The 25,906-nt window shown below is 63.7% G+C and carries 29 protein-coding genes and 1 tRNA gene; 20 read left to right on the top strand and 10 right to left on the bottom strand.

The genetic code is table 11. The annotated features are described in order from the left end of the window. Window positions 1-2: 2 nt before the first annotated feature. Genes O1Y97_RS22920 through O1Y97_RS22910 form a run of 3 tightly spaced genes read right to left on the bottom strand, consistent with a single transcriptional unit; the run spans window position 3 to window position 2,121 of the window. Window positions 3-1,136 (bottom strand): DNA-methyltransferase, encoded by a 1,134-nt coding sequence (locus O1Y97_RS22920; RefSeq protein WP_318762492.1) that lies wholly within the window; start codon window positions 1,134-1,136, stop codon window positions 3-5. Further along, window positions 1,133-1,633, bottom strand: a complete 501-nt coding sequence (locus O1Y97_RS22915; protein ID WP_318762491.1) for a GcrA family cell cycle regulator — start codon at window positions 1,631-1,633, stop codon at window positions 1,133-1,135. The genes O1Y97_RS22920 and O1Y97_RS22915 overlap by 4 nt, the downstream gene beginning before the upstream one ends. Continuing rightward, a complete protein-coding gene (locus O1Y97_RS22910; protein ID WP_318762490.1) occupies window positions 1,630-2,121 on the bottom strand; it encodes a hypothetical protein in 492 nt (163 codons plus the stop codon). Before O1Y97_RS22910 ends, O1Y97_RS22915 begins: the two co-directional genes overlap by 4 nt. Before the next feature lie 561 nt (window positions 2,122-2,682). Here O1Y97_RS22910 and O1Y97_RS22905 point away from each other — a divergent pair. After that, a complete protein-coding gene (locus O1Y97_RS22905; RefSeq protein WP_318762489.1) occupies window positions 2,683-3,447 on the top strand; it encodes an XRE family transcriptional regulator in 765 nt (254 codons plus the stop codon). Between the two features lie 106 nt (window positions 3,448-3,553). On the opposite strand, the gene O1Y97_RS22900 is transcribed toward O1Y97_RS22905, so the two are convergent. After that, complete coding sequence (locus O1Y97_RS22900) at window positions 3,554-3,937, bottom strand: hypothetical protein (protein ID WP_318762488.1); 384 nt, start codon at window positions 3,935-3,937, stop codon at window positions 3,554-3,556. A 75-nt stretch (window positions 3,938-4,012) separates the two neighbouring features. Between O1Y97_RS22900 and O1Y97_RS22895 the strand changes: the two genes are divergently transcribed. The 11 genes from O1Y97_RS22895 (at window position 4,013) to O1Y97_RS22845 (ending at window position 10,834) form a co-directional block, all read left to right on the top strand. Then, complete coding sequence (locus O1Y97_RS22895) at window positions 4,013-4,453, top strand: hypothetical protein (protein ID WP_318762487.1); 441 nt, start codon at window positions 4,013-4,015, stop codon at window positions 4,451-4,453. Then, entirely contained in the window at window positions 4,453-4,608 is a 156-nt protein-coding gene (locus O1Y97_RS22890) for a hypothetical protein (RefSeq protein WP_318762486.1), read from the top strand. The genes O1Y97_RS22895 and O1Y97_RS22890 overlap by 1 nt, the downstream gene beginning before the upstream one ends. Then, window positions 4,598-5,134 carry a hypothetical protein gene (locus O1Y97_RS22885; RefSeq protein WP_318762485.1) on the top strand — a complete coding sequence of 179 codons (537 nt, stop codon included), beginning with the start codon at window positions 4,598-4,600 and terminating at the stop codon, window positions 5,132-5,134. Before O1Y97_RS22890 ends, O1Y97_RS22885 begins: the two co-directional genes overlap by 11 nt. Further along, window positions 5,131-5,802 carry a hypothetical protein gene (locus tag O1Y97_RS22880; protein WP_318762484.1) on the top strand — a complete coding sequence of 224 codons (672 nt, stop codon included), beginning with the start codon at window positions 5,131-5,133 and terminating at the stop codon, window positions 5,800-5,802. The genes O1Y97_RS22885 and O1Y97_RS22880 overlap by 4 nt, the downstream gene beginning before the upstream one ends. Before the next feature lie 2 nt (window positions 5,803-5,804). After that, window positions 5,805-6,299 (top strand): single-stranded DNA-binding protein, encoded by a 495-nt coding sequence (ssb, locus tag O1Y97_RS22875; protein WP_318762483.1) that lies wholly within the window; start codon window positions 5,805-5,807, stop codon window positions 6,297-6,299. 10 nt (window positions 6,300-6,309) lie between these two features. Continuing rightward, window positions 6,310-6,549 (top strand): hypothetical protein, encoded by a 240-nt coding sequence (locus O1Y97_RS22870; protein WP_318762482.1) that lies wholly within the window; start codon window positions 6,310-6,312, stop codon window positions 6,547-6,549. A gap of 111 nt (window positions 6,550-6,660) precedes the next feature. Continuing rightward, window positions 6,661-7,008, top strand: a complete 348-nt coding sequence (locus O1Y97_RS22865) for a hypothetical protein (RefSeq protein WP_318762481.1) — start codon at window positions 6,661-6,663, stop codon at window positions 7,006-7,008. 32 nt (window positions 7,009-7,040) lie between these two features. Further along, window positions 7,041-8,006, top strand: a complete 966-nt coding sequence (locus O1Y97_RS22860; RefSeq protein WP_318762480.1) for a DUF2303 family protein — start codon at window positions 7,041-7,043, stop codon at window positions 8,004-8,006. Further along, the gene (gene dnaN / locus O1Y97_RS22855) at window positions 8,003-9,142 is read left to right on the top strand and encodes a DNA polymerase III subunit beta (RefSeq protein ID WP_318762479.1); all 1,140 of its coding nucleotides are present in this window, start codon (window positions 8,003-8,005) and stop codon (window positions 9,140-9,142) included. Before O1Y97_RS22860 ends, dnaN begins: the two co-directional genes overlap by 4 nt. 479 nt (window positions 9,143-9,621) lie before the next feature. Further along, window positions 9,622-9,822 carry a hypothetical protein gene (locus O1Y97_RS22850; RefSeq protein WP_318762478.1) on the top strand — a complete coding sequence of 67 codons (201 nt, stop codon included), beginning with the start codon at window positions 9,622-9,624 and terminating at the stop codon, window positions 9,820-9,822. Continuing rightward, window positions 9,809-10,834 carry a tyrosine-type recombinase/integrase gene (locus O1Y97_RS22845; protein WP_318762477.1) on the top strand — a complete coding sequence of 342 codons (1,026 nt, stop codon included), beginning with the start codon at window positions 9,809-9,811 and terminating at the stop codon, window positions 10,832-10,834. Before O1Y97_RS22850 ends, O1Y97_RS22845 begins: the two co-directional genes overlap by 14 nt. 73 nt (window positions 10,835-10,907) lie before the next feature. Here the strand turns inward: O1Y97_RS22845 and O1Y97_RS22840 are convergent. After that, a tRNA-Gly gene (locus tag O1Y97_RS22840) sits at window positions 10,908-10,981 on the bottom strand. A 135-nt stretch (window positions 10,982-11,116) separates the two neighbouring features. Here O1Y97_RS22840 and O1Y97_RS22835 point away from each other — a divergent pair. Continuing rightward, complete coding sequence (locus O1Y97_RS22835; RefSeq protein WP_108609343.1) at window positions 11,117-11,380, top strand: DUF6460 domain-containing protein; 264 nt, start codon at window positions 11,117-11,119, stop codon at window positions 11,378-11,380. Between the two features lie 2 nt (window positions 11,381-11,382). Here the strand turns inward: O1Y97_RS22835 and O1Y97_RS22830 are convergent, their stop codons facing one another. Beyond that, window positions 11,383-12,279 (bottom strand): histone deacetylase family protein, encoded by an 897-nt coding sequence (locus O1Y97_RS22830; RefSeq protein ID WP_318762476.1) that lies wholly within the window; start codon window positions 12,277-12,279, stop codon window positions 11,383-11,385. Window positions 12,280-12,397: 118 nt separating this feature from the next. Between O1Y97_RS22830 and O1Y97_RS22825 the strand changes: the two genes are divergently transcribed. Further along, window positions 12,398-13,756 carry an MATE family efflux transporter gene (locus O1Y97_RS22825; RefSeq protein ID WP_404801224.1) on the top strand — a complete coding sequence of 453 codons (1,359 nt, stop codon included), beginning with the start codon at window positions 12,398-12,400 and terminating at the stop codon, window positions 13,754-13,756. Here the strand turns inward: O1Y97_RS22825 and O1Y97_RS22820 are convergent. Beyond that, on the bottom strand, window positions 13,732-14,808 hold the full coding sequence (locus O1Y97_RS22820) for a quinone-dependent dihydroorotate dehydrogenase (RefSeq protein ID WP_318762475.1): 1,077 nt from the start codon (window positions 14,806-14,808) through the stop codon (window positions 13,732-13,734). The two genes, O1Y97_RS22825 and O1Y97_RS22820, sit on opposite strands and share 25 nt — an antisense overlap. After that, window positions 14,805-15,152 carry a DUF952 domain-containing protein gene (locus O1Y97_RS22815; RefSeq protein WP_318762474.1) on the bottom strand — a complete coding sequence of 116 codons (348 nt, stop codon included), beginning with the start codon at window positions 15,150-15,152 and terminating at the stop codon, window positions 14,805-14,807. Before O1Y97_RS22815 ends, O1Y97_RS22820 begins: the two co-directional genes overlap by 4 nt. Window positions 15,153-15,264: 112 nt before the next feature. Here O1Y97_RS22815 and O1Y97_RS22810 point away from each other — a divergent pair, with 112 nt between their 5' ends. After that, a complete protein-coding gene (locus O1Y97_RS22810) occupies window positions 15,265-15,699 on the top strand; it encodes a hypothetical protein (protein ID WP_318762473.1) in 435 nt (144 codons plus the stop codon). Window positions 15,700-15,852: 153 nt separating this feature from the next. Next, window positions 15,853-16,509 carry a response regulator transcription factor gene (locus O1Y97_RS22805; protein ID WP_108609338.1) on the top strand — a complete coding sequence of 219 codons (657 nt, stop codon included), beginning with the start codon at window positions 15,853-15,855 and terminating at the stop codon, window positions 16,507-16,509. Window positions 16,510-16,512: 3 nt separating this feature from the next. Here O1Y97_RS22805 and O1Y97_RS22800 read toward each other — a convergent pair whose 3' ends face one another. Beyond that, the gene (locus tag O1Y97_RS22800) at window positions 16,513-20,007 is read right to left on the bottom strand and encodes a PAS domain-containing hybrid sensor histidine kinase/response regulator (protein WP_318762472.1); all 3,495 of its coding nucleotides are present in this window, start codon (window positions 20,005-20,007) and stop codon (window positions 16,513-16,515) included. Between the two features lie 210 nt (window positions 20,008-20,217). Between O1Y97_RS22800 and mscL the strand changes: the two genes are divergently transcribed. Both mscL and O1Y97_RS22790 read left to right on the top strand, forming a co-directional pair. Beyond that, on the top strand, window positions 20,218-20,640 hold the full coding sequence (gene mscL / locus O1Y97_RS22795) for a large conductance mechanosensitive channel protein MscL (protein WP_108609336.1): 423 nt from the start codon (window positions 20,218-20,220) through the stop codon (window positions 20,638-20,640). Window positions 20,641-20,763: 123 nt separating this feature from the next. Further along, entirely contained in the window at window positions 20,764-21,930 is a 1,167-nt protein-coding gene (locus tag O1Y97_RS22790) for a pyridoxal phosphate-dependent aminotransferase (protein ID WP_318762471.1), read from the top strand. A gap of 77 nt (window positions 21,931-22,007) precedes the next feature. On the opposite strand, the gene hemA is transcribed toward O1Y97_RS22790, so the two are convergent. Then, window positions 22,008-23,285 (bottom strand): 5-aminolevulinate synthase, encoded by a 1,278-nt coding sequence (hemA, locus tag O1Y97_RS22785; RefSeq protein ID WP_318762470.1) that lies wholly within the window; start codon window positions 23,283-23,285, stop codon window positions 22,008-22,010. Window positions 23,286-23,522: 237 nt separating this feature from the next. On the opposite strand from hemA, the gene galE reads away from it, so the two are divergent. Both galE and O1Y97_RS22775 read left to right on the top strand, forming a co-directional pair. Then, on the top strand, window positions 23,523-24,518 hold the full coding sequence (gene galE / locus O1Y97_RS22780; protein WP_183264034.1) for a UDP-glucose 4-epimerase GalE: 996 nt from the start codon (window positions 23,523-23,525) through the stop codon (window positions 24,516-24,518). Between the two features lie 134 nt (window positions 24,519-24,652). Continuing rightward, window positions 24,653-25,903 carry a D-amino acid dehydrogenase gene (locus O1Y97_RS22775; RefSeq protein WP_318762469.1) on the top strand — a complete coding sequence of 417 codons (1,251 nt, stop codon included), beginning with the start codon at window positions 24,653-24,655 and terminating at the stop codon, window positions 25,901-25,903. Window positions 25,904-25,906 lie beyond the last annotated feature (3 nt).

Raw genomic sequence — 25,906 nt, 5'->3', positions numbered from 1 at the left:
CATCATTCCGCCGCCTCGCTGAAGAGTGGGCCAAGATCGCTGACGCCGGGTTTGGGGCGAACCCGCCACTCCATTTCGATTCTGCGGCGTGACATCTCGGCGTAGTCAGGGTTGAGCTCAATCAGGGCCGCGAGCCGACCGTGCCGTAGCGCGACAAGCGCGGTAGTTCCAGCACCACCAAAAGGGTCGAGAACAAGGCCACCTTTGGGGCAGCCGGCGAGGATGCAGCGCTCGGCAAGTTCGGGCGGGAACGTGGCGAAGTGGGCATCACTGAAAGGTTGGGTGGCCATAGGCCAGACAGCGAGCGCCGCCGGCTCGTAGTTGCGCAGGTTGCGGCCCTCAATGGCTGCATCGCGATATTCCGGAGCCGCTCTCCCGTCGCGGTGGATACTTCCGTGCCCGCCGTCGCCGGTGTCCCAGCCGCCCGGCACCTTCACCTTGCGGGGCTTACGAACAGGCATCGAGGCAGCCATGTTCGCCTTCTTGACCATGCCGCTGCCGTCGTCTTCGACATCAGTGCGAACGGTGCCATAGACCGTCAGGGTCTTCGGACGCAGTCCAAAGCGAACAGCATCGGCGTCGTACCAGTACCTTGCTGACTTCGACAGGAGGAAGATCTTTTCATGCGCCGAGCCGGGGCGATCCCTGGCGCTGTCGGGCATCGGGTTGGTCTTGCCCCAGACGATCTCGGAGCGGACCCACCAGCCATCCTCCTGCAACGCAATCGCCAACCTGTTCGGCACCATGCAGAGGTCTTTGGCCTTCAGTGTCCCGCCTATGGTCGAGAAGGGTTTGTCGCGGAACGTACGGTCGTCTTTACCGCTCGCTTTCGTGTCTGCGGCTGATCGCCCGTTTGGACTTGCGGCATAGCAATCGCCGTAATTGATCCAGAGTGTGCCGCTTGGCTTCAGGACACGTCGGATTTCTCGGAACACCAAAACCATGACAGCAAGGTGCTCGTTCAACGTCACTTCGAGCCCAATCTGACCGTCGACACCATAGTCGCGCAGCCCCCAATAGGGCGGCGATGTGACAACGCAATCGACGGAGTCGCTCGGCATCTCGGCAAGGCGTGCAAGACAGTCGCCGACGTGCAGCGTCACGCGCCCGTCGAGGAAAATGACTGGGGTTGTCATGCCGCGACCCTTTCGGTTTCGGCAGCCAGATGGTCGGTGCAATAGGGTTTGCCGCGCACCAGTGCGCGCTTGCAGCCGCAGACCAGCATTTCGGCACTCGGCGGGGCATAGGCATCGCAGGCATAGAACAGGCAGCGTCCCTGGCTGATCGCGCGTGAGAACGGCATCGGCACGACGATGATGTCGGCGGCCCTGCGCGGCGGCAGCGGCGCTGGACGGGACATTGCCATCGGCGGCGCTGCGACAATGGCACGCGCGGGCACAATCGCCGGCTTGGCCGCCTTGGTTATGGAAGTGCCGGGAACCGCTGACTTGGATGCCGTCTTGCGTTGGAAGCCTGCAGGCCGCGCGAGCTTGCCCAGTGCACCGCCGGCGCGATGGATCTTGCCGACGACGGCGCTGCGCGAAATACCCATCCGCGCGGCGATCTGTCCGGCGCTCTGGCCTTCGTCGACCAGCGACTTCAGCAGGTCGAGCGCTTCTTGCGACCAGGTCACTTCGCCCCTCCTTCGACGATCGAGAGGCCACCGGCGCGTGCGCCGGCGAGCGTCTTGCGCAGCTCGGCAAGCCCGTGCTCCATCCTGGAGGCGGCGCGGTCCATCTCGGCCGCCTCGGAAGGCGTCACCTTGCCGTCGGCAAAAGATGCCGCTCCGGTCGCCATAAGCTCGGCGGCGTGCCTGCAAGTTTCGGCGTGGCGGGCAAGAATGTTACCGGTCGCGACCTGCATGGCGTCCGGATCGGCGAGGCGACGCCCGTTCAGATCGGCCATCGCCGAGGTGACCAGCGGCACGCCGCACTCGGCCTCGAGAGCCAGCACCGCCGAGATCGGCATCAGGTCATGGTCGGCGGCGTGGTTCCAGCGGCCGACGACGCTCTTGGAAAAGGACGTGACATCGGCGGCGCGCTCGACACCGCCGGCCATGGCGATCAAGTCGCGCTGTGCAGCCTTGATACGATAGAAGCGAAGATCTGCATTGGCGGGCATTGTGGCTCCGGAAGACAAAAGAATTCCCGCGCCGGGAAAACCCGGCGTGTTTTCCCGTGGCGGGAAAGGCTTTGGCGGTGTCAGATCGCGGGCATGAAAACCCGCGTCACATACTCACGGACTGGAACCAGGTTGCCCGACAGACCAGAAGGCCTGCCGGGCGCTGGGGTGGCGGGCGGCGAGCATCGCTCCTGCGACAACCATGCGGCTGCCGCGCCTCAACAGGTGCAGGGGGCCTTGCGAGCCGTACCTGACCGCCCTCGGGGTATGGATGGAGGGGCCGGTCATGCGTCGGCCCCGGTATGAGGATGGCCGGCCCGGGCGTGGGGTCCCAATGGGCCGGCCGCGACGGCGGGAGAGGGGCCGTCAAGACAAATGGCGATGAACTGGCTTGCCGAGACCTTTCCGCCGGTGCCGCGCTCGACATCGCGAGCAAGGTCAACACTCGGATTTCGAGCGCCACTGAGCGCTCGGGTGAGCGTGCTTGGCACCCGCCCGATCCGGACAGCGAAGGTGGAGAGGCTTTCGCCCGTCTCCTTGAGATAGCTTGAAAACGAGTTCATGGAGGTCAAATTGCCAAATAGGCAAAATTCTGTCAATGCAAATTTTGCCTATTTGGCTCTGGAGCGTTTTTGCCATACAGGCAAATTTGGTGAGATGGAAACTCAACCGCTACCAAATCGCCTCAAGGAACTCCGCGAGGAAAATGACATGACTATCGAAAAGGTCGCGGAATTGACCGGGCTCTCGGTGTCGTACGTTTGGCGACTGGAAAGTGGTGCGAGGAACCTGTCGGTGAAGAACATGAATTTGTTCGCTCACGCCTTCAAGGTGGCGCCGGAAGAGCTATTAGCAAAGCGTGAACACACGGCGAGCAATACTGTACCTGTGATGGGTCGTATTGGCGCGGGGGCTGAAATTACTCCGGATGATGAACAGGTGCCGCCTGAAGGGCTGTACGAAATCGAAACTATGTTTCCGGTTCCCGAAGGAGCGATTGCTTTTGAGGTCGCGGGAGATTCGATGTGGCCCCGCTACGACGATGGAGACATCGTAATCTGCTGGCGCCAGGGGATCATTGCTGAAGAGGTCCTAGGATGGGAAGCCGCAGTCAAAACGGCAACTGGCCATCGCTATCTTAAACGTGTGGTGCGTGGCGCTGAAAAAGGTACCTACGACCTCGAAAGCCACAACGCTGCTCCTATCAGGGGAGTGCGGTTGGACTGGGTCGCGTCAATTCAGTCAGTCATTCGCTCTGGTCAATGGCGCAAGCTCTCCGAGGCCGCGCGCAGCACCCTGGTCAGGAAGATGACTGCAGCGGAGTAGCGCCAACTAGGCAAAATTTGCCTATTTGACAAAAACCTGTTGACCAGAATTTGCCTATTTGGCAATGTCCACTCCATCGCATCAGTCGATGGAGTGTTCTGTGCCTTCAACTCAGTTTAGTCCCGCAGCGGCAAATCTGGCTCCATCGCGGGTTGGTGTAGCCGCATTCGCGGCAATTGATCCCATCCTCGACCGGAACAGCCGGTGCAGGGCGACCGACAGCCGGAACGCTCGATGCAACCATCGCACGCAACTCGGCCAGTTCCTTGCGGACTTCGGGCAAATCTTTGCCAAATCGGCCAACCAGCGAGCCTGTGTGGCCGATGCTCGCCAGGATGGCGCCGCCGGTCAGAAGGACGATGCCTCCGAGCGTGGTCACGCCGGAATAAATCTGATGGAAGGCGGACTCTGCACCCCGCAGCAGACTGTACCCTTCCATGAGCTGAAACGCTCCAAACAGCATCAAGACAACGCCGACGACGATCGCCATTCTCGTATTTCCCCTGTCGAAAAGTACTTAGTCAATGAAGCCGTTGGCCTTGGCGACGCGGCGTACCTGGGTGCAATGCGCAGTTTTCTGCGAGGCGGTGAAGCCGGAGAATTTGTCCGCCATGATATCGGCCGCACCGTTCATTTGGGACATGAACCCCATGTCGGCATTCGGCGCATTGGCCTCGATGAAGCGTTCGATCGCGGACTGATCGAAGCGGAGTTTGCAACCGCGCTCCGAACCGATCACGTCGCCAAGCTCAAAAGCGAGCAGACCAGAATCCTGTGCAGCCGCGGCCCCGGTCCAAGCCGCTACGAGCGCCGCCGCGCCAATCAAAACCCGTCTCATCTGAAAAATCTCCCCCAATCCCGCTATCTTGGCGATTTCGACAGCCGCTGCAAGCGCCTGGCGCCTGCACCCACGGTCGTCGACGACACGTTGGCCAAGGACCTCGCCAGCCTTGCCTGGCTATGCGCCTTCCTCGTCGTCGTCGCCTTCGTCGTCGGGGCGCTGTGATGACAGCCTTCCGCATCCATTTCGCCGACGGCGAGCACCTCGACACCGACACTGCAGATGCCAGGTCCGCGCGCGCCTGCGCCGAAGCGGAAAAGCCCGGCGTCATCATCAAGAAAATCAAGCAATTGAAGGAGGCCGTCAGCCATGCACGCTGAAATCCGCCCGTCGTCGCAGATCCGCGCAGCCTTTCCCGAGATGGACGAAAGCCCGCATCCGCGCGCCTGTGAAATGGCCGAGGCGATGCGCGAGTTTTCCGCCCTCGGCAATGGCGGCCCGACCTTTCGCGACCTGATCCGCGAGGGCTTCACCTCGGCCGAGATCACCGAGCATCATCGTCAGGCCGAACAGCTGGCCAATGAACGCGGCACCCGCCAGATCAGGCCCGAGCCCGACCGGTTGGCCGAGCTGGTGGCCAAGGCAGTTTCGCCGCTTCCCAACCGGCTGCCGCTGCCTGCCGGCACTGCCGAGACGCAGGCGCTCTTCCAGGCCTGGGGGCAGTATTGCGCGGCGCGCGGCTCGCATCTTCTCGACCCATGGTCGGGCCAGCGCGAGCGCTGCCTCGACAAGCTCCGCGACTATCTCAACCGCCTGCCGCTGCATCCGCGCTCGCGCAAGGACATCAGCCTCAAGGTTGCTGCCGCCCTGCAGGCATCGGCCGCCCATCAGAAGGTGGCCCAGTGACCGCAGCCGTCCGCATGTCCGACATCAAGGTCCCCAATTTCATGACCGACGGGTCGATCATGGACCTGGCCGACCCGCGCGCCGAGCACATCGTCTTTGCCGAGATGGCGAACGGGCTGTCCAAGATCGCCCGTTTCAATGGCCGCTATACCGCGATTGCCTACTCGGTCGGCCAGCATTGCGTGATGGGCGCGGACGCGCTGTTCAACGAAACCGGCGACACCACGCTGGCGGGATATTTCCTGCTCCACGACGGGCACGAATACCTGGTCGGCGACATCAGCCGGCCGATGGCCTTGCTGGTCGGCCTCCTGCTTGGTGACCAGCTGTCGGCGCAGGGCATCGCGCGCAGATTTGCCGCCGACGCGCTCAGGAAGGCGATCGAGGCAGCGAAGGCCAGGATCGACATTGCGATCTATCAGGCCGCCGGCATCCCGCAACTGGCAACCATGCCGCACTATCGCCGCGTCGTCGCCGAGATGGATGAACGCATGCTGGTCGCCGAGGCGAGGGTACTTTACGGCGCTCGCGCCGCGGTGCCGCTGGCACGCAACGACCTGCCGGCGCCGAAGCTCACCGGCGCCATCAAGCCATGGGGCGCGATGAAGGCCGAGGAAGCCTTCGCCGACCGCCTCGAGCGCTATCTCGGGATCGTGGCGAGGGGCTGAACATGTCTTCCATCAATCGCGTCACCTTGATGGGCCGCCTCGGCGCCGATCCCGAAATCCGCCGAATGAACAGCGGCGACCCAATCGTCAACCTGCGCGTCGCAACCTCCGAAGTCTGGCGCGACAAGCAGACCGGCGAGAAGAAAGAGCGTTCGGAATGGCACCAGGTCGTCATCTTCAACAAGCGCATATGCGAGGTCGCCAAGCAGTACCTCAAGAAGGGCAACCTCGTTTACCTCGAAGGCATGCTCTGCACCCGCAAGTGGGAAGACCAGGCAGGCCAGCCCCGCTATTCGACCGAGGTCGTGCTCAAGGAATTCAACGGCGAACTGAAGCTGCTGCCCCAGGGCAGCGGACGGCAGGCAGCGACCGGACCTGACGATTACGGCTCGCAGGGCGGAGGCTCGGCATCGACCGGCTCGACTCGCCAGGAGCGAGGCAATCAGGAAACCCAGTCCTTCGCCTCGCGCGATCTCGATGACGAAATCCCGTTCTAGGAGCGAAAAAATGCCCAAGACACCAACGCCACCACAGTTGGCGAAGTCGGCCAAGCCGGCCATCAACAAAGAGATCGCCGACCTGATCAAGGCCCGCGATGAGTACCGCGCCTGGTTCCACCAGGAACGCAGCGAAGTCGCGCGCCTCAAGCGAAGGCTGGATGCGTCTGAGGCGTCGTTGTCCGCGATCCGGACGGTTGCCGACGCCGTACTGACGGCCAATGACCGCGACGACGCAATCCCATTCTAGCCCGCGACTGCGGGCCGGTCGTGATCGACCGCCCCGTCCGGAGGTCAGCCCGCCGACACCTCCGTTTCGGCCAAACTGACAGGCGGGCGAAACGACCGTGAGGACATATCCATGAAACGCATTCGCGATGCGCAAGTCATTATCGGCATGCTCGAGGGCGGTGAACTTGCCGCCCAGCTTTCCAACGATATCAGCGAAACGCTGTCGAAGCTCAAGGATCTCGGCGAGATCATGGGCCGCAAATCCAAGGTGAAGGGCAAGGTCACCTTGGCGCTCGAATTCGAGGTGGAGGCTGGTGCCGTGACTGTCACCGCCGGCATCGAAACCAAGGTGCCGAAGGCGCCGCGCGGCACATCCTTCTACTGGGTCACCGAGGACGGCTCTCTGTCGACGGAGCACCCCCAGCAGACCGACATGTTCGCAGGCCCGCGCGACGCGGGCGAGCGACGCACCTCCTGACTTTCCCTCAAACCTGAAAGGACTTTGCGACCATGAACGACAAGCCAGCATCTACCGAACTCGCCACGCTCGAATCTCTTTCGCCCTTTGGTATCGATCTCGATATTGCCGCACAGCTCGGAGCCAAGGCCGAGGGCATCGAGATCGTCATGATCGACAAGCCTGCCGGCATGGTTGGCGTGCCCGACAAGATCCCGGTGGCGCTGCGCCGCGGCAGTCAGCCTGGAGTTCTCGCCGTTGCGGAACATTTCGAGAGTTACCGCGACCGTCCCCAGCGCAAGGCTGGACAGGCCATCGCGCAAACCTTCGAATCTCTGGTCAAGCTGACCAATCGCCACAAGACTGAGCACAGCGCGATATTCGCCAACATGGACTGGAAGAAGCCGTCGCTAACGACAGTCATCGACTATCACGAGAACGCCCAGGCCGGCCGCGCAGACCGCGGCAAGCACCGTATCCACTATGCCTATCCGCTATCAGAGGAATGGCAGGCCTGGGTCCGGCAGAACGGGGAGGTCATGAAGCAGACCGACTTCGCCTGGTTCCTTGAGGATCGCATTCCCGAGATGTCGAGCCCGACCGAAGAAGAACGCATCCGCTACGAAAAGGACTTCGCATGCTCGATCGCGACGCCGGCCCAGGTCGTCGAGCTTTCGCGCGGCTTGCAGGTATTCGTCGACACCAAGGTCAAGAACACGACCACGCTGCAGTCGGGCGAGGGCCAGATCGCATTCGAGGAAACCCACAACGGCGCCGACGGCAAGCCGATCAAGGTGCCCGGCCTGTTCATGCTCGCGATCGCGCCCTTCTTCATGGGCGACAAGATCCGCATCCCGGTCCGACTGCGCTATCGCACGTTGGGCGGCAACATCACCTGGTTTTACCAGATCTACCGCCCCGACCAGTTCATCACCGAGCACGTGCGCAACACGCTCGCCGATGTCCGCGCCCAGACCGACCTTCCGACCTATGAAGGCACCCCGGAGATGGCGGCGTGAGCAAGGGCGCCCGCTTCACCATCGCGCGGGAGGCATTGCTTCCCGCGCTAGCGCTCGCCGGCAAGGCGGTCGAGCGCCGCAGCACCATCCCCGTGCTGCAGAACCTGCTCTTTGCCGTCGAGGCGGGGAGCCTGAGGCTGACCGGGTCCGATCTCGATTGTGAGATCAGCGCCGAGGTGGCCTGCCAGGCGACGTCGGCAGCAAGCTTCACCCTGCCGGCCGGCACGCTGCATGACGCAGTGCGCAAACTGCCCGAGGCCGTCGATATCCTGTTCGATGTCGACCAGAACTTCGCCGCCATATCGGCCGGCCGCTCGCGTTTCCGCGTGCCAGTACTGCCGGCCGACGATTTTCCGTCGATGTCGGCAGGCGACTTCAGCCACCATTTCGGGCTCGAAGCCGGCGCGCTGGCGCGGATGCTCGGCACCGTTACCTACGCTATCTCGTCGGAAGAGACCCGATACTACCTCAATGGCATTCACTGGCACGCCAGCGAAGACGCCGGTACCCCACTCTTCAACGCTGTCGCAACCGACGGCCACAGGCTGGCCAGGTTCCGTACGCCTTTGCCAAATGGCGCCGAAGGCATGCCGGGCATCATCGTGCCGCGGCGAACAGTCAGCCTGCTCAAGGTCCTGCTTGCAGACAAAGGCGACGTGTCGATAAGCGTGTCGAGCACCAAGATCCGGTTTTCAACGCCTGCCGGGACGCTGGTTTCGAAACTGATCGACGGCACCTTTCCGGATTACGCCCGCGTCATCCCGCAAGGAAACCCCAACCAGTTTACCGTCGACAAGAAGGCGATGGCCGATGCGGTCGACCGCGTCACCACCATCTCGTCGGAGCGCGGCAGCGCCGTCAAATTCTCCTTCTCGCCTGACGGACTTCTGACGCTCGCCGCCAACAATCCCGATGCCGGCAGCGCGACCGAGGATGCCGTCATCACATATCTGGCGGGCGACGGCGTCGAGGTCGGCTTCAACGGCCGCTACTGCCTCGACATGCTCAATGCGGCCGAGGGCGAGCAACTGATCTTCAACCTCGGCGACGCTGGCGCGCCCGCACTGGTCGAGCCCTATAAAGCCGACGAACACGGCCTCAAGCCGCTCTTCGTCATCATGCCGTTGAGGGTCTGAAGATGGCCGGCAAACCCGCTGCGCTAACGCAGGTGGAGATAGTCCATGGCTAGCCTCCGCCTCAACCAGCGTGAAAATTCGTTCCGCGTTGGGACCGGATTTGGATCTGGTCCCGGATCCGGTGAAGGTCCCGGAGGTGTCGGTGGACCCGGATCGGGTACCGGCCGAGGCGGAGTTGCGGCTTGCATGGGCGGTACTCGGACCTCATCTGGATTCGGCAAGGGTTCCTCATCCGGTAGGCGGTCAGGTTGCGGTTCTTCAATTGGTCTCGGCTCAGGCGACGGCAGCGGGTTTGGCATGTCTTCGTCTGGAATGGGCTTTTTCGGTCCAGCCATTTGGCCTGCTCCTCTTTGGCTCTTGGATGCCAAACTGGCCATCGCCCGCATCGTTCCTAAAATAATGATCCACAATCGGGAGGTCCTCGATCAGCCCTGTCACGTCGACGTTCTGCTCGAGCTATCGAATCGGGGAGAAAGCTGATGGCCAGGCGCCCCTTCATGCGGCCCAATGATCTCAGGACCGCCTTGGCTGTGCTGAAAGAGGCAGGCGTTGAGCCGGCGGCGCTCGACATCATGCCGAACGGAACTCACCGCTGGCACTTTACGAAGCCTTCCGGCGATGATGAAGATGACCTCGATCGCGAACTCGCGGCTTTCGAGGCAAGACATGGTCATGGTTGAATTGAAGGGGCTTCACACGGTCAAGGCCAAGGGCCGGACCTACTATTACGCCTGGCGCGGCGGCCCAGCGATAACGGGTGAGCCCGGCACGCCCCAGTTCCAGGCATCCTACAACGAGGCAGTCGAATCGAAATCAGCCCCGGACAGCAACAGATTCCGTTCCCTGGTCATCCGATACAAAGCGAGCAAGGACTACAAGGAACTTGCCGATTCGACCCGCCGCAATTGGGGCCCTTGGCTGGATCGGATTTCCGACCACTTCGGCGACCTGCGCATCGCGCAGTTCGACAGGCCCGAAAAGATCAGGCCGTTCATTCGCAAATGGCGAGGCGGCTATGCCGAGACCCCGCGCGCTGCCGACTATGGAATGCAAGTCCTCTCTCGCGTCCTGTCCTATGCCGTCGACCCGCTCGGCAAGATCGCCACCAACCCATGCGAAGGGATCAAGCAGCTTTACTCAGGATCTCGGGCAGAGATCATCTGGACCGACGCCGACATCGCGCATCTCAAGGCAACGTGCTCGGCCGAGGTCGCCCACGCCGTCGATCTGGCAGCCCACACCGGATTGCGCGTCGGCGACCTGATCCGCCTGTCCTGGTCGCATGTCGGCGAGGACGCGATCGTCATCACCACGGGCAAGAGCAGGCATCGGCGCGAAGCGGTCATCCCGCTCTATCAGGCGCTCCGCGACGTTCTCGCCCGGATACCACGCCATTCGCCTGTCATCCTGACCAGCAGCAAGAAGCGGCCATGGGTCAAGGACGGGCTGGGCAGTTCGTTCGTCAAGGCAAAGCAGGAAGCCTGGCCTGACGGCGAGAACCTCAACTTCCATGATCTGCGCGGAACCGCGGCGACGAAATTCTATATCGCCGGCCTGACAGAGCGCGAGATCGCCGAGATCATGGCCTGGGACGAAGACCAGGTCGCCAAGATTATTCGTCGTTATGTCAGCCGCGGTGCCGCCATCAAGGAGCGAATCCGCAAGCTCGATGAGGCCAGAAAGAGAACGTAAGCTGTAAAACTGCCTGTAAAACCGTCTATTTTCGGCAGTGTGGAAATCCGGCTCAAAGCCTTGTGGCGCAAGGTGGAGCGGGTAGCGGGAATCGAACCCGCGCGTTCAGCTTGGGAAGCTGACAAGCTACCATTACATCATACCCGCGCGGGCACTTGGTTAGCATCGCAGATGCGGTTGGGCAATCGGGAAACGGAGCAGTGCGCAATGGGTGCAGCCGACCTTGATGTCCGCTCCGCAAACGCGATATTCCAGTGAGGCTAGAATCGCAGGAGACTGAGCTTGTCCGGATTGGCGCGTTTTCTCGGTGACACCCCCTTCCGGGTGTTCATCAAGCTCTTGGTCATCTCCTTCCTCGTCGGCATCGTCATGAGCGCCTTCGGCTGGTCGCCCTACGACGTGCTCTACGGCATTCGAAACTTCTTCCTCGACATCTGGCACATGGGCTTCCGTGCCATCGACCGCTTCCTCGGCTATTTCCTGCTGGGCGCGGCGATCGTCATCCCGGCCTTCATCATTCTCAGGTTGTTCAGCTACCGCAAATAGGCTCAGGCGAAGGCGGCGGCCGTCTCGAACAGGATGGCGTGGCGGCGGGCCAGGGCCTCGATGTCGTGCGAATAGCCGCCTCCGATTACGCCGCACAGCGGGATGCCGGCCGCGCGGAAATGCGCGATGACCATGCGTTCGCGGCGGCGCAGGCCTTCGTCGCTCATCGAAAGGCGGCCGAGCCGGTCTTCCCTGTGAGGATCGACGCCGGCGTTGAAGAACACGATGTCCCATGGCGGGCGACGTGAGAGGTGCGGCAGAGCGTCCGCCAACATATCCAGATAGGCATCGTCGCCGGTGCCGTCGGGCAGGCCGATGTCGAGGCTGGAGGTGACCTTGCGCACCGGGTAGTTTTTCTCGGCATGCATCGAGAAGGTGAAGACACCGGGATGACCGGCGAGGATTTCCGCCGTGCCGTCGCCTTGATGGACGTCGAGGTCAATCACCAGGATGTTTTCCACCAGCCTGTCCGCGAGCAGCGCCAGCGATGCCACGGCAACGTCGTTGAAGGTGCAGAAGCCGGCACCCTGGGCGCGCCTGGCATGATGGCTGCCGCCGGCGGCGTTGCAGGCGATGCCATGGCGTAGCGCAAGGCGTGCTGCAAGCAGCGTGCCGCCTGCGGCAAGCTGGGCGCGGCGTGAAACCCGCTCGCCGACGGGGAAGCCGATTTCGCGTTCGATGCGAGCCGGCACGGTACAGCTCAGCACTTGATCGACATAGCCGGCCTCATGCGCGAGGCGTAGCCAGTGCAGCGAAATCGGTTCCGGCCGATTGAGCCCGGCCGACAGTTCCAGGGCATCCAGTCGGTCCATGAGCAGCCGGTACTTGCCCATCGGAAAGCGATGGTCCGGGGCGAAGCCGGCCTCATAGTCGGGGTGGCTGACGATCTGAAGCGGCATGGAAGGGGCTGAACCAGCGGGGCGAAATCGGTTGGACCCGATACATAAACGGTTGCCGGTGCTGGGGAAACCGGGGCATGTGCCCGAGCGGGAGATTAGGGCCGGAGGAGGATTTTCGTTGGACAGCGCATCGCCAGAGGGCCGCGTGACGCCTTTTTCCGTCACCAACCGCTCGGTATTGGCGATTGCCGTGCCAATGACCCTTGCCTATCTGACGACGCCCTTCATCGGCTTGGTGGGCACCGGCGTGGTCGGCCAGTTCGGCGATGCCGCGCTTCTCGGCGGGCTCGCCGCTGGCGCGGTCGCCTTCGACGTCGTCTTCACCAGCTTCAATTTCCTGCGCGCCGGCACCACCGCACTGGTGGCGCAGGCATTTGGCCGCAACGATGCATCCGAAGAACAGGCCGTATTCTGGCGTGCGGTGGTGATCGCCATCATTGCCGGTATCGTGCTGGCGCTGACGGCGCCGCTGACGTCGCTTGCCGGGCAGTGGTTCATGTCGGCCGAGCCACGCGTCAACGAGACGCTCGACGCCTATGTCCGCATCCGCATGCTGGGTGCGCCCTTCGCACTCGTCAACTACGCGATCCTTGGCTATGTGCTCGGGCGCGGCGAGGGCAGCTTTGCGCTCTTCCTGCAGGCGAGCCTGAACGGCGTCAACATCGCGCTGTCGCTCCTGCTCGGCCTCACCCTCGGCTGGGGCGTCGAGGGCGTCGCCTGGGCTGCCGTCGCCGGCGAGGCGGCGGGCATGGCGATCGGGTTTGTCGTGCTGTTGCGGCGCTTTGCGCGGCAACCGCGGCTGGCGCGTGGGCGCATCTTCGACGCAGGCGCCTTCCGGCACTTGTTCGTGCTCAACCGCGACATCATGATCCGGTCGCTTTCGCTGCTCGTCGCCTTTGCCCTGTTTACCCGCCAGGGCGCGCAGTTCGGCACGGTCACGCTTGCCGCCAATGCGGTGCTGATGAACTTCTTCATCGCCGCAGGCTTCTTCCTCGACGGCTTTGCCGCTGCCGCCGAACAGCTTGCCGGCCGCGCCGTCGGTGCGCGCTACGAGCCGGCGTTCCGCAAGGCGGTCTATCTCTGCTCGATCTGGGGCTTTGCGCTGGCAGGCACCATGACGGCGGTCCTGATGGTCTTCGGCGCCGACCTGATAGCGCTGATCTCGACCGCCGAGGACGTGCGGGTCGCGGCCATCGCCTTCCTGCCCTGGGCGGCATTCACCGCGCTGAGCGGCGTGCTTGCCTTCCAGATGGACGGCATCTTCATCGGCGCCGCATGGTCGCGCGACATGCGCAACATGATGGTGCTGTCGCTGGTCGTGTTCGTCGTGGCGCTGATGACGCTGGCGCCGGCCTTCGGCAACCACGGCCTATGGGCGGCGCTGCATCTGTTGCTGATCGTCCGCGGCGTCTGCCTGCTTGCGATCCTGGGACCGCGGGCGCGGGCGACGTTTCAGAGCGGTGCCGCTGCCCACTGATCGAGCCTGCTGTCGCGCAATTCGGAAATGCTGTTGAGCCCTTCGCGAGCGGCGAAGTCCGACATGCCGCGCACGATGCGTGCCGGCAACGACGGACCGGCATAGACCATGCCGGTGTAGAGCTGGACGAGATCGGCGCCGGCTCGGATCTTTTCGAGCGCCGTCTCGGTCGAGTCGACGCCGCCGACGCCGATGATGGCGCTCTGTGGGCCCATAAGCTTGCGCATCCTGGCCAGCACCGCCGTCGAGCGGGCAAACAGCGGCTTGCCCGACAGGCCTCCCGTTTCGCCGGTGTGGGTCGGGCTGCGCAGGGCCGGGCGCGTGATCGTGGTGTTGGAGACGATGACGCCGTCGATCGCCTTATCGGTCACCTCGGCGGCGATGTCCTCCAACTCTGCCTCGTGCAGATCGGGCGCGATCTTGAGGAAGATAGGGACCGGATGACCCGCTTCGGCGCGGGCGATCATGACGCTCGCCAGCAACTCGGCCAGTTGCTCGCGCGCCTGCATGTTGCGCAGGCCCGGCGTATTGGGCGAGGAGATGTTGACAGTGAGGTAGGAGGCATGGCGGGCGAAGCGCTTCACGCCGCTGATGTAGTCGCCGATGCGGTTGGTGCTGTCCTTGTTGGCGCCGATGTTGACGCCGACGATGCCGGGCCGTCCGGCACGGGCGGCAAGACGCTTTTCGGCAGCGTCATGGCCTTCGTTGTTGAAGCCGAGCCGGTTGATCACCGCATCTTCCTCGACGAGGCGGAAGATGCGTGGCTTGGGATTGCCTGCCTGAGGCAGGGGCGTGACGGTGCCCACCTCGGCGAAGCCGAAGCCGAGACCGAGCAGGGCGTCGGGCACCTCGGCATTCTTGTCGTAGCCGGCGGCCATGCCGAGCGGATTGGGAAAATCGAGACCCGCAACCTTCACATGCAGGCGCTTGTCCCGCGGCGCGCGGCCACCGACCGGCAAACCGCAGCGCAGCGCCTTGATCGACAGGCCGTGGGCGGCCTCGGCGTCGAAGCTGAAAAGCAGGTGGCGGCCGAGCCGGTCGAATGCGCTCATGCTTCAAGCTCCGGGAAATCGTGGCTGCCGTCGGCCTTCAGAGGCAGGGGGCGGACCCATTTGGCCGCGGCGGTTTCGAGCGGCGCGTAAAGATGCGGAAACAGGGCTCCGCCGCGCGAGACTTCGAATTTCAGCGCTGGACCGAGCCTGCCGGCGTCGAAGGCCACCAGGAGCAGGTTGTCCTGCCCGGCAAAGTGTTTCGCCGCCGTCTCGACAACCTGGTCGGCGGTCGAGAAGTGGATGAAACCGTCGGCGAGGTCCACCGGCGCGCCACTGAAAATCCCGCTCCGCTCGGCCTCACGCCACATCGGTTCGGGAGAGATCTTGTAGATGGTTTTCGTCATATGGGCGCTATAGGCTGAAAGCATGATGCGGGAAAGGGCGGCATAACTTGCCCACCGCAATTTGGGCCCAATGCGGCGCGACAATTCGCATCGCTTGCCAATGGAGACAGCCATGCGTGCCGTACTGATGCTTGTTCCGCTGCTTGCCGGCCTTGGTGGCGGATCGGCATTCGCTGCCGAAGCGCAGCGCTACCAGATGGAAAAGACCGACAAGGGTTATGTCAGGATGGACACGCAGACCGGCGAGATGTCGATCTGCGAGGAGCGCGACAACCAGCTGGTGTGCAAGCTCGCCGCCGACGAACGCTCGGCGCTGCAGGACGAGATCGGCCGCCTGCAGGGCGAGGTCAAGGCCATCGAGGAGCGGGTGGTGAAGCTCGAGAACTCGCTGACCCAAAAGCTCGAATCGACCTTGCCCACCGAGGAAGAGTTCGAAAAGACCATGGGCTATATGGAGCGGTTTTTCCGCAGCTTCATGGGCATGGTCAAGGACATGGAAAAGGAAGACAAGGCGCAGCAGCCCGAGCTTGCGCCCAACAAGACCTGAGCGCCAATCCGCCCGCCTGCGCCTGAAAATTGAGCATGACCGGTGCTTCCGCTGTCGTTTTGACTTTAACTGCTTGAAAAGCCGGCACCGGGCCGCATAATCGCGCCCGACGGTCCAAGGCGCACAGAACGGTCGGGACCTCGGGAGGGATATTTGCCAGCAGGCCACAAGTTCGTCATCGCGGATGACCATCCGCTTTTTCGCGGTGCTCTCAAGCAGGCCATTGCCGGTCTTGGCGACGTGTCGAGCGTGCTCGAGGCTGGCGACTTCGAAAGCGTCAAGGCGCTGGTCGCGGCCCATGACGATATCGACATCGTGCTGCTCGATCTTTCGATGCCTGGCGCCAGCGGACTGTCGGGCCTGATCTCGCTGCGCGGCATCCACGCCACGGTTCCCGTCGTCATCGTCTCGGCGCACGACGATCCGGAGACCATCCGCCGTGCGCTCGAACTCGGGGCGTCCGGTTTCATCTCCAAGTCGGCGAGCATGGACGACATCCGCAGCGCCATCGAAGCGGTTCTGTCAGGCGAGATTACCGCACCCGGCGACATCGACCTCGGCGTCGAGCGCGACCCGGAAATTTCCGACCTCATCAAGCGCCTGCAATCGCTGACGCCGCAGCAGACGCGGGTGCTCGGCATGCTGGCCGAGGGGCTGCTCAACAAGCAGATCGCCTATGAGCTTGGCGTGTCGGAAGCGACCATCAAGGCGCATGTCTCGGCGATCCTGCAGAAGCTCGGCGTCGACAGCCGCACGCAGGCCGTGATCCTGCTCTCCAAGATCGGCGGCGAGCCGCGACCGGCTGGGTAATCATTATTCGGCGGCGTGCGCCATGCGCCGCATCCGGTTCATCATCGAACGCAGCACGGCCGGCTTCAACGGCTTGTTGAGCACGGCGACGTCGATCTGGTCGGCCGCCGCGCGCACCTCGTTTGAACGGTCAGCCGTGATCAGCACCGCAGGCGTCGCTTCACCATAGGCGCCGCGCAACGTGCGGATGACGTCGAGGCCGTTTTCGCCATCGAGATGATAGTCGGCCAGGATGATCTCGGGTGCCGGTCCGACGCTCCGGTCGGCCTCGAACGCCTCCGTACCGGAATAGGTCCTGACCTGGCAGCCCCAGCCTTCGAGCAGCAGCCGCATGCCTTCGAGGATGCGGGCGTCGTTGTCGATGCAGATGACGGTCAGGCCGTTGAGTGCTGTGGCCGCCTCGATGCGCGGCCGGGCGGAGGCAGTCGCAGGCTGCTCCTCCGCAGTTGTGACCGGCAGGATCACCGAAAAACGCGTGCCCTGGCCCTTGTGCGACTCGATCTGGATTTCGAGCTTCAGGACGCGCGCGATGCGGTCGACGATCGACAGGCCGAGGCCAAGCCCCTGTGCCTCGCGCATGCCGTCGTCGAGGCGGGTGAATTCGTGGAAGACGGTGCCGAGCTTGTCGGCGGCAATGCCGATGCCGGTGTCGATCACCTGTATTTCGGCCAGCTCGCCGCGCCGCCTGACGCCGACGACGATGCGACCGCTGCGGGTGTACTTGATGGCGTTGGAAACCAGGTTCTGGATCAGACGGCGCAGAAGGTTCCGGTCGGTGTTCACGGCAAGCGTCGACGGCACGATCACCAGTTCGAGATCCTTGGCCCGCGCCATGGGCAGGAAGTCGGTGCCGATCTGCCGCAGCAGCCCGTCGAGGCGGAACACGGTTTCGGCGGGCTTCATCGCGCCTGCGTCGAGCCGCGAGATGTCGAGCACGGCGCCGAGGATGGTTTCGACCGATTCCAGCGAGGATTCGATGTTGCGCGCGGCCTGGCCGGCGTTGCCCTTGCCGGCCTTCTCGATCAGCGACGAGCAATAGAGCCGTGCGGCATTGAGCGGCTGCAGGATATCGTGGCCGGCTGCCGCAAGGAAGCGCGTCTTGCCGAGATTGGCTTCCTCGGCGAGCATCTGTGCCTGGGCCAGTTCCTCGTTGACGCGGGTCAGTTCGGCGGTGCGGCTCTTCACCCGCTGTTCCAGCGACTCGTTGGCCCGTTTCAGCGCAAGGTCGGCGGCGACGCGCGCCGAGATGTCGGTGTAGGTGGCGACGATGCCGCCGTCAGGCATCGGGTTGGATCGCATCTCGATGATCCTGCCGCTGGTCTGCAACTCGACCTGCCAGGGGCCGCCGAAGCTGGTCAAGCGATTGAGCGTGGTCAGTCGCGAGGTATGGGCAATGTCGCCGCGCGCCACCAGATAAGCGAGGACGCGGTCGATCGACACGCCGACCTGGCCCATGTCGTCGGGTAGGTCGAACAGCGAGCGGTATTGCCGGTTCCAGCAGATCAGGCGGAAATCCTGGTCGAAGACGGTGATGCCCTGTTCCATCTGGTCGAGTGCGATCTGCAGCAGGTCGCGATTGTGCTGCAGCGCTTCAGTGGCGTCGTCGAGCAGGCGGAACGTGTCCCTGGCGGAGTTGTCGCCGCGCTTGAACAGCAGCGACAGGATCAGCCGGGCCGAGGACGAGCCGACGGCGCTCGCCATCAGCTGTTCGGAGAAGCGGATGACGTCCATGCCGGCAGGATCGTTGCCGTTCAGCTTGCTGCCGCTCTCGCTCTGGAAGGTCTGGAATGAGCGCTCGGTGCGCTCGACACCGAGATAGCGGGCGATGGTGTCCTTCAGGTCGTTGACGGTGATGGTGGTGCGGAAGCGGCGCAGGGACGGCATCGGGCTCGAATCGCGCGGCACGAAGATCGAGGCCTGGATGCGTTCGAGCGGCACAGACGCGCGCGACAGCGAGCCGAAGACGAAGAACAGCGTGTTGATCGCCAGGCTCCACAGCACGCCGTGATTGAGCGGCTCAGCAGCGGTGCCGAACAGCGCCTGGGGCCGCAGCGCGTCGATGCCGAAAAGCCCGTCGGCGAGGATCGAGGTGTCGGGCGCCGCAAGCGTCGGCAGCATCAGCGTGTAGCCCCAGGCGGCGATGCCGGCGGCCATGCCGAGTGCTGCACCCCGTGCATTGGCGCGGCGCCAGATCAGCCCGCCGATGAAGGACGGCGCGAACTGCGCGATCGCCGCAAAGGACATCAGCCCGATCGAGGCGAGTCGCGTGTTGTTGGTGCTCTCGCGATAGTAGAGGAAGGCTGCCAGCAGGATGATGAAGATCGAGGCACGGCGGATGTTCAGGATGATCGCCGACCAGTCCTCCGTGTCGCCGGCCTTGGTCTTGATCAGGCGGCGCACGAAGATCGGAATGACGAGATCGTTGGAGATCATGATCGACAGCGCCACGCTCGCCACGATGACCATCGCGGTCGCCGCCGAAAGGCCGCCGATGAAAGCGACCATGGCCAGCAGGTCGTGGCCCCGGAACAATGGCAGCGACAGCACATAGAGGTCGCTGGTCGTGGCCGTGCCGACGGTCGACAGGCCGGCGAATGCGATGGGCAGCACGAAGAGGTTGATCGCCACCAGATAGGCCGGGAAAACCCAGGTCGCGGTGCGCAGTTCGCTCTCGCTGCGGTTCTCGACGATCATGACGTAGAACTGGCGCGGCAGCATGATGATGGCAAAGCCGCTGATGACGGTCACCACCAGCCAGGTGCCGAGCGAGGTGCGGTAGCCCATGGCGTCGCCGACCTGCTCGGTTGCTGCGAAGCTCCGCAACATATCGCCGGGGCCGTCGAACAGCGAGAAAGTGACGAACAGGCCGACGGCGAGGAAAGCGACCAGCTTGACGATGGATTCAACCGCGACCGCCAGCACCAGGCCGTTCTGGTGCTCGGTGGCGTCGGCATGGCGCGTGCCGAACAGGGTGGCAAACAGCGCCAAAAGCAGCGCCACGACCAGCGAGATGTCGCTGACGAACGGATCGAAGGAGGGCGGCGAGCCGGTGTAGTGCTCGACCATCAGGCTGACCGAGCCGGAGATCGCCTTGAGCTGGAGCGCGATATAGGGGATGGCGCCGACAGTGGCGATCAGGGTGGCGATCGAGGCAACGGCGAAACTCTTGCCGTAGCGCGCGCCCAGGAAGTCGGCGATCGAGGTGATCTTCTCGGCCTTGGCCAGCTTGATGATGCGGCTGAGCAGCGGAAAGCCGAACATGAAGACCAGCACCGGGCCGATGTAGATGGCAAGGAATTCGAGCCCGCGCTCCGAGGCAAGCCCAACCGAGCCGAAGAAGGTCCACGACGTACAATAGATGGCGAGGCTGAGCGCATAGATGAACGGCCGCGGCCGCCCCGGTCCCCAGTTCGCAGCCCTTCGATCGCCGATGCTCGCGATGGCGAACAGCAGCGTCACATAGGCAATGGCGATGAGGACGACGGCCAGGCCTTGCACTCTAAGTTCTCACTCCCGGATAGGTCTGTTGCCTTTGCGGTGAGGCAATCACAGCTGCGCCGACAAGTCTATTATCCTTGTCTCCTAGGGCAGCGGATGGCGATTTGCATTCGCGGGTTTTGCAACCGGCGGTTTTTGCTATGGTGGCGGCGTTTAGCGACGAATGCTGGGAACGATTCGCCTTTCCGCAGATCGTACATGGAGGGTTCTATGCTCAGGGAATTCCAGGAGTTTATCGCCAAGGGCAATGTGATGGATCTCGCCGTCGGCGTGATCATCGGCGGCGCCTTTGGCCTGATTGTTTCGTCGTTGGTCGGAGACATCATCATGCCGATCGTCGGGGCGATCTTCGGCGGCTTCGACTTCTCCAATTACTTCCTGCCGCTGTCGTCGTCAGTGACGGCCGTTTCGCTTGAAGAAGCCAAGAAGCAGGGCGCAGTGTTCGCCTATGGCAACTTCTTCACCGTGATCATCAACTTCCTGATCCTCGCCTGGATCATCTTCCTGATGGTCAAGGGCGTGAACACGATGCGCAAGCGCCTGGAAAAGGAAAAGGCAGCCGAACCGGCAGGGCCGCCGCCGGCCGACGTGGCACTTCTTACCGAAATCCGCGACCTGCTCGCCAAGAAGTAGACGCAAGCGCTGGCATCTCGAAAACCCCCGGCTGGCTGGACCACCGGGGGTTCTTTCGTTTGCGCCGGCGCGCTAGGCTCCCCGCCACTGCCGTCAGTCAACATCAGTCAACCCGGGATGATCATGAGCCTTATCGATATGGTTCGCACCGAGGCCCGCCTTGCGCCGGTCAGCGGCATCGAGGCGGTGGCAAACTATGGCCGCGACCGTGCCGGCCTCATCCCGCTGTGGTCCGGCGAAGGTGACATGCCGACGCCCGACTTCATCAGTTCGGCGGCGGCGCGCGGCCTCGCCAATGGCGAAACCTTCTATACATGGCAGGCCGGCATTCCCGAACTGCGCCAGGCGATATCGCGCTACCATAAGCGCCATTTCGGCATGGACTTCTCCGAGGACGAATTCCTCGTCACCATTGGCGGCATGCAAGCGATCACCATGGCGCTGGAGGCGACGGCAGGGGCGGGCGACGAGGCACTTTATCTCGCGCCGGCCTGGCCGAATTTCGCCGGCGCAGCAGGTGTTGCCGGCGTCAAGCCGGTGCCGGTCCTGCTCGACATGACCGACAATGGCTGGTCCTGCGACGTCGAGAAGATCGCTGCGGCGATCACGCCAAGGACCAGGGTGATCTTCGTCAATTCGCCGTCCAACCCGACCGGCTGGACCGCCGACCGCGAGACGCTGCAGGCAATCCTGGACCTCGCGCGCAAGCATGATCTGTGGATCGTCGCCGACGAAATCTATGCACTGTTCTACTATGGCGGCGGCCGCGCGGCGTCGTTCATGGACATCATGGATCCCGAGGACAAGATCCTGTTCGTCAACACCTTCTCCAAGAACTGGGCGATGACCGGCTGGCGCGTCGGCTGGCTGAAGACGCACCCGTCGCTCAGCCGCATGTTCGAGAACCTGATCCAGTATTCGAGCTCCGGCGTGGCGCAGTTCCTGCAGCGCGGCGCGATCGCCGCCCTCGACGAAGGCGACAGTTTCATCGCCTCGCAGGTCGAGCGGGCTCAGAAGGCGAGGGATATCGTCTGCAAGGTGCTGGGCGACACCGGCAAGGTCCGCTTCAGCGTGCCGCCGGGCGCCTTCTACCTGTTCTTCTCCGTCGACGGCATGAAGGATGCCGAGCGCGCCGCCTTCGACATCGTCGTCAAGGCGGCTGTCGGGGTGGCTCCGGGCACGGCGTTCTGCGCCGGTGGCGAAGGTTTCCTGCGGCTCTGCTTCCACCGCCGCCTCGACCAGGTCGAGGAGGCCGCGCACCGGCTGGCGAAGTGGATCAACGCGCAATAGCCGCCGCATGAAACCCAAAAAGAAAGGCCCGGAACCGGCATGGTTTCGGGCCTTTCTTTTTGAATGGGTCGGCGGCCTCAGCCGCCGGACTTGGGCACCAGAAGCGGGATGATGCGGTCGCTCTGCGCAACCTCGGTATGGCCGGCACCGCGATAGGGAATGCCGAGCGCATTCCACGTCTCGACCAGCGCAAGCTTGAGTTCGGCGATCAGCTCGTCGGTATGGAACGGCGTCGGCGTGATGCGCAGCCGCTCGGTACCGCGCGGCACCGTCGGGTAGTTGATCGGCTGGATGTAGAGGCCGTGGACGCCGAGCAGGCGGTCGCTGGCCATCTTGCACAGTTCCGGATCGCCGACGAGGATCGGCACGATATGCGTGGGCGACTCCATGACCGGCAATCCGGCGTCGGCAAGCACCTGCTTGGCGTGCGTCGCTTGGCGCTGCTGGGCGTCGCGCTCGGCCTGCGAGTTCTTGAGATGGCGGATCGACGCGGTGGTCGCGGCGGCGATCGCCGGCGGTAGCGCGGTGGTGAAGATGAAGCCCGGTGCGTAGGAGCGCACGGCGTCGACGACTTCGCGGGTGCCGGTGATGTAGCCGCCGAGCGTGCCGAATGCCTTGGCCAGCGTGCCCTCGATGATGTCGATGCGATGGGCGAGCCCCTCGCGCTCAGTGATGCCGCCGCCGCGCGGACCGTACATGCCGACCGCGTGGACCTCGTCGATATAGGTCATGGCGTTGTACTTCTCGGCGAGGTCGGCGATCGCCTCGATCGGCGCGATGTCGCCGTCCATCGAATAGACGCTCTCGAAGACGATCAGCTTGGCGCGCTCGCGGCCCGCCGCCTGCAGCAGGCTTTCGAGATGGGCGACGTCGTTGTGGCGGAAGATCTTCTTTTCGGCGCCCGAGCGGCGCACGCCTTCGATCATCGAGGCGTGGTTGAGTTCGTCCGACAGGATCAGGCAGTTCGGCAGCAGCCGGGCGATGGTCGAGATCGCGGCCTCGTTGGAGACGAAGCCCGAGGTGAAGACCAGGCCGGCTTCCTTGCCGTGCAGGTCGGCGAGTTCAAGCTCGAGCTCGACCAGCGGATGGTTGTTGCCGGAGATGTTGCGCGTGCCGCCGGCACCGGTGCCCATGTTGCCGGCCGCCTTCTGCATGGCCGCGACCACGTCGGGATGCTGGCCCATGCCGAGATAGTCGTTCGAGCACCAGACGGTGATTTCCTCGGCCTTGCCGTTGGCTCTCCAGATGGCGCGCGGGAACTTGCCGACGATGCGCTCCAGATCCGCAAACACGCGATAACGGCGCTCGGCGTGGATTTGGTCGATCGCTTCTTCGAAAAACCGCTGGTAGTTCATCTGGACGTCCCAATTTTTCAGCCGTGAGCATAATCAACGGCTGCTTCGGCGTCCATCGACCGTTTTTGGTCAAAATGCCACGCCCTCGACACCCTCAAACGACCACAGAACGCCGAAAAGTCCCTTGATGTGGATCAAATTCCGCTGCGACGGAATGGCCGGGCACGCCGCACCTCGCCTTGTGCGTTTGTTTTGCGCTAGACAAGGTCAGGCGGCAATTGACGGGGAGAGTTGCAAATGGCGGTCCTGGTGACGGGCGGTGCGGGCTATATCGGCAGCCACATGGTGTGGGAATTGCTCGATGCGGGCGAACAGGTGGTCGTGCTCGACCGGCTGTCGACCGGTTTCGAATGGGCCGTGGCGCCGGAAGCGACGTTGGTGCGAGGCGACGTCGCCGACAAGGAATTGCTCGGCCAGCTGATCCGGGATCACGGTATCGACGCCATCATCCACTTCGCCGGTTCGATCGTGGTGCCGGAATCGGTCGCCGATCCGCTCGGCTACTACGAGAACAACACCTGCAAGACTCGCAGCCTGATCGAGACGGCGGTGCGCGAGGGGGTGAAGCACTTCATCTTTTCCTCTACCGCCGCGGTCTATGGCGCAGCCGGCATGGAACCGGTGGTCGAGGACGCCCGGTTGGCGCCAGAATCACCCTACGGCCTGTCCAAGCTGATGAGCGAGTGGATGTTGCGCGACGCCGCCGCCGCGCACCCGCTGCGCTATACCGCACTTCGCTATTTCAACGTCGCCGGCGCCGACCCCAAGGGGCGCACCGGACAGTCGACCAAGGGCGCTACCCACCTGATCAAGGTCGCCTGCGAGACCGCACTCGGCAAGCGGGCGTCGATGCAGGTCTTCGGCGACGACTATGCCACGCCCGACGGCACCTGCGTGCGCGACTACATCCACGTCTCCGATCTCGTCGCCGCGCATCGACTGGCGCTTGCCCGTCTGCGCGCCGGCGGCGGCAATCTCGTCGCCAATTGCGGCTATGGCCACGGCTATTCGGTGCTCGAGGTCATCGACAGCGTGCGACGCGTCCATGGCGCCGATTTTGCCGTGGAGATGGGTGCGCGCCGCCCTGGCGATGCCGCCTCGGTGGTCGCCAATTCCGACCTGGCACGTGGCGAACTCGGCTGGAACCCGCAGCGCGACGATCTCGATGCGATCGTCCACGACGCACTCAACTGGGAGCAGCAGCTGTCGCGCAAGAACTCCGCTGGGGGCTGACCAGGCCCAAGTGGTGGATTTCTGCGCCGCTCTCTCGAAATATGCCGCGACAGGCGCTAAAAGGTGGCCAGGAGGAGCCAGGCTCCCGACGGTAAAAGGTTCCCGACAGAGCCTGATGTCGACCAGGGTGCGACATGAAAATCCTCGTTCTCGGGGCGGGCGTGGTGGGAACTGCGGCCGCCTTCTATCTGTCCCGCGACGGCCATGACGTCACGGTCGTCGAGCGCCATCCGGCGGCGGCGCGCGGCACCAGCTACTCCAATGCCGGCCTGGTGTCTCCAGGCGACGCCACCGCCTGGGCCTCGCCGGCAGCGCTCAAGACCTTCATCAAATCACTCTACACGCCCGACCTCGGCATCAAGGTCCGGCTCGGGCTCGATCCGTATTTCTATGCCTGGAGTTTCCGTTTCCTGTTCCAGTGCACCAATGCCCGTATGAGGATCAACACCGAAGCCAAGCTCAGGCTCGCACTCTATTCGCGCCTGTGCATCAACGAGATCTCCGCCGAGACAGGCATCGGCTACGACAAGCGCGCCCGCGGCATCATGTATTTCTTCCGCTCGCAGGAAAGCCTCGATCACGGCGCCAGGATGTACGGCTTCCTCGCCGAGCATGGGCTCGACATCGAGGTTGTCGACCGTTTCAGGATGGCCGAACTCGAACCCGGGCTGGCCGCAGCCAGGGGCAGCATCGCCGGCGCCGTCTATTCGCCGATGGACCAGACAGGCGATTCCCGCATGTTCGTCGAAGCGCTCGCCGCTTATGCCGAACAGAAGCTTGGCGCGAAGTTCATGTTCGACACCACGGTCGAGGACCTGATCGTCGAAGGCGACCGTGTGACCGGCGTGAAGACCTCGGCCGGACGTCTCGATGCCGACGCCGTGGTCATCGCCATGGGACCGGAAAGCGGCCTTCTCGGCCGCCGCAACGGCATCGACCTGCCGGTCTATCCGGTCAAGGGCTACACCGCGACCGTCACCATGGACGACCCGTCGAAAGGCCCGACCATGGGCGGCGTCGATGAGGACCGGATGGTCGCCTATTCGCGCCTCGGCGACCGTCTGCGCATGGCCTCGACGGCCGAATTCACCGGCTTCGACCGCAGCCACAAGCCGTCGGATTTCAAGCGGATGTTCGAGACGGGCCAGGAACTGTTCCCCGGTGCCTTCGACCCGGCCAAGGCCGAGGTCTGGTCCGGCTTGCGGCCGATGATGCCGGGCTCGGTGCCGGTTATCGGCCCCGCCCGCTACAAGGGGCTCTATCTCGACACCGGCCACGGCCATGTTGGCTGGACCATGGCCTGCGGTTCCGGCAAATTCCTTGCCGACCTGGTGGCGGGGCGCAAACCCGACATCGACCCCACGGGACTGGTCTACAAGGGCTAAGGT

This window comes from Aminobacter niigataensis (assembly GCF_946995915.1).
Classification (GTDB): domain Bacteria; phylum Pseudomonadota; class Alphaproteobacteria; order Rhizobiales; family Rhizobiaceae; genus Aminobacter; species Aminobacter niigataensis.
The sequence above is the reverse complement of the archived record's forward strand: the minus strand, read 5'-3'. Positions and strand labels throughout refer to the sequence as shown.

Bases quoted from the DNA above. Each gene is read 5' to 3' on its own strand.
- O1Y97_RS22920 (WP_318762492.1), bottom strand. From the start codon at position 1,136: ATGACAACCCCAGTCATTTTCCTCGACGGGCGCGTGACGCTGCACGTC.
- O1Y97_RS22910 (WP_318762490.1), bottom strand. From the start codon at position 2,121: ATGCCCGCCAATGCAGATCTTCGCTTCTATCGTATCAAGGCTGCACAG.
- O1Y97_RS22905 (WP_318762489.1), top strand. From the start codon at position 2,683: ATGGAGGTCAAATTGCCAAATAGGCAAAATTCTGTCAATGCAAATTTT.
- O1Y97_RS22900 (WP_318762488.1), bottom strand. From the start codon at position 3,937: ATGGCGATCGTCGTCGGCGTTGTCTTGATGCTGTTTGGAGCGTTTCAG.
- O1Y97_RS22895 (WP_318762487.1), top strand. From the start codon at position 4,013: ATGCGCAGTTTTCTGCGAGGCGGTGAAGCCGGAGAATTTGTCCGCCAT.
- O1Y97_RS22890 (WP_318762486.1), top strand. From the start codon at position 4,453: ATGACAGCCTTCCGCATCCATTTCGCCGACGGCGAGCACCTCGACACC.
- O1Y97_RS22885 (WP_318762485.1), top strand. From the start codon at position 4,598: ATGCACGCTGAAATCCGCCCGTCGTCGCAGATCCGCGCAGCCTTTCCC.
- ssb (WP_318762483.1), top strand. From the start codon at position 5,805: ATGTCTTCCATCAATCGCGTCACCTTGATGGGCCGCCTCGGCGCCGAT.
- O1Y97_RS22870 (WP_318762482.1), top strand. From the start codon at position 6,310: ATGCCCAAGACACCAACGCCACCACAGTTGGCGAAGTCGGCCAAGCCG.
- O1Y97_RS22865 (WP_318762481.1), top strand. From the start codon at position 6,661: ATGAAACGCATTCGCGATGCGCAAGTCATTATCGGCATGCTCGAGGGC.
- O1Y97_RS22860 (WP_318762480.1), top strand. From the start codon at position 7,041: ATGAACGACAAGCCAGCATCTACCGAACTCGCCACGCTCGAATCTCTT.
- O1Y97_RS22850 (WP_318762478.1), top strand. From the start codon at position 9,622: ATGGCCAGGCGCCCCTTCATGCGGCCCAATGATCTCAGGACCGCCTTG.
- O1Y97_RS22845 (WP_318762477.1), top strand. From the start codon at position 9,809: ATGGTCATGGTTGAATTGAAGGGGCTTCACACGGTCAAGGCCAAGGGC.
- O1Y97_RS22830 (WP_318762476.1), bottom strand. From the start codon at position 12,279: ATGCCGCTTCAGATCGTCAGCCACCCCGACTATGAGGCCGGCTTCGCC.
- O1Y97_RS22820 (WP_318762475.1), bottom strand. From the start codon at position 14,808: ATGAGCGCATTCGACCGGCTCGGCCGCCACCTGCTTTTCAGCTTCGAC.
- O1Y97_RS22815 (WP_318762474.1), bottom strand. From the start codon at position 15,152: ATGACGAAAACCATCTACAAGATCTCTCCCGAACCGATGTGGCGTGAG.
- O1Y97_RS22810 (WP_318762473.1), top strand. From the start codon at position 15,265: ATGCGTGCCGTACTGATGCTTGTTCCGCTGCTTGCCGGCCTTGGTGGC.
- mscL (WP_108609336.1), top strand. From the start codon at position 20,218: ATGCTCAGGGAATTCCAGGAGTTTATCGCCAAGGGCAATGTGATGGAT.
- O1Y97_RS22790 (WP_318762471.1), top strand. From the start codon at position 20,764: ATGAGCCTTATCGATATGGTTCGCACCGAGGCCCGCCTTGCGCCGGTC.
- hemA (WP_318762470.1), bottom strand. From the start codon at position 23,285: ATGAACTACCAGCGGTTTTTCGAAGAAGCGATCGACCAAATCCACGCC.
- galE (WP_183264034.1), top strand. From the start codon at position 23,523: ATGGCGGTCCTGGTGACGGGCGGTGCGGGCTATATCGGCAGCCACATG.
- O1Y97_RS22775 (WP_318762469.1), top strand. From the start codon at position 24,653: ATGAAAATCCTCGTTCTCGGGGCGGGCGTGGTGGGAACTGCGGCCGCC.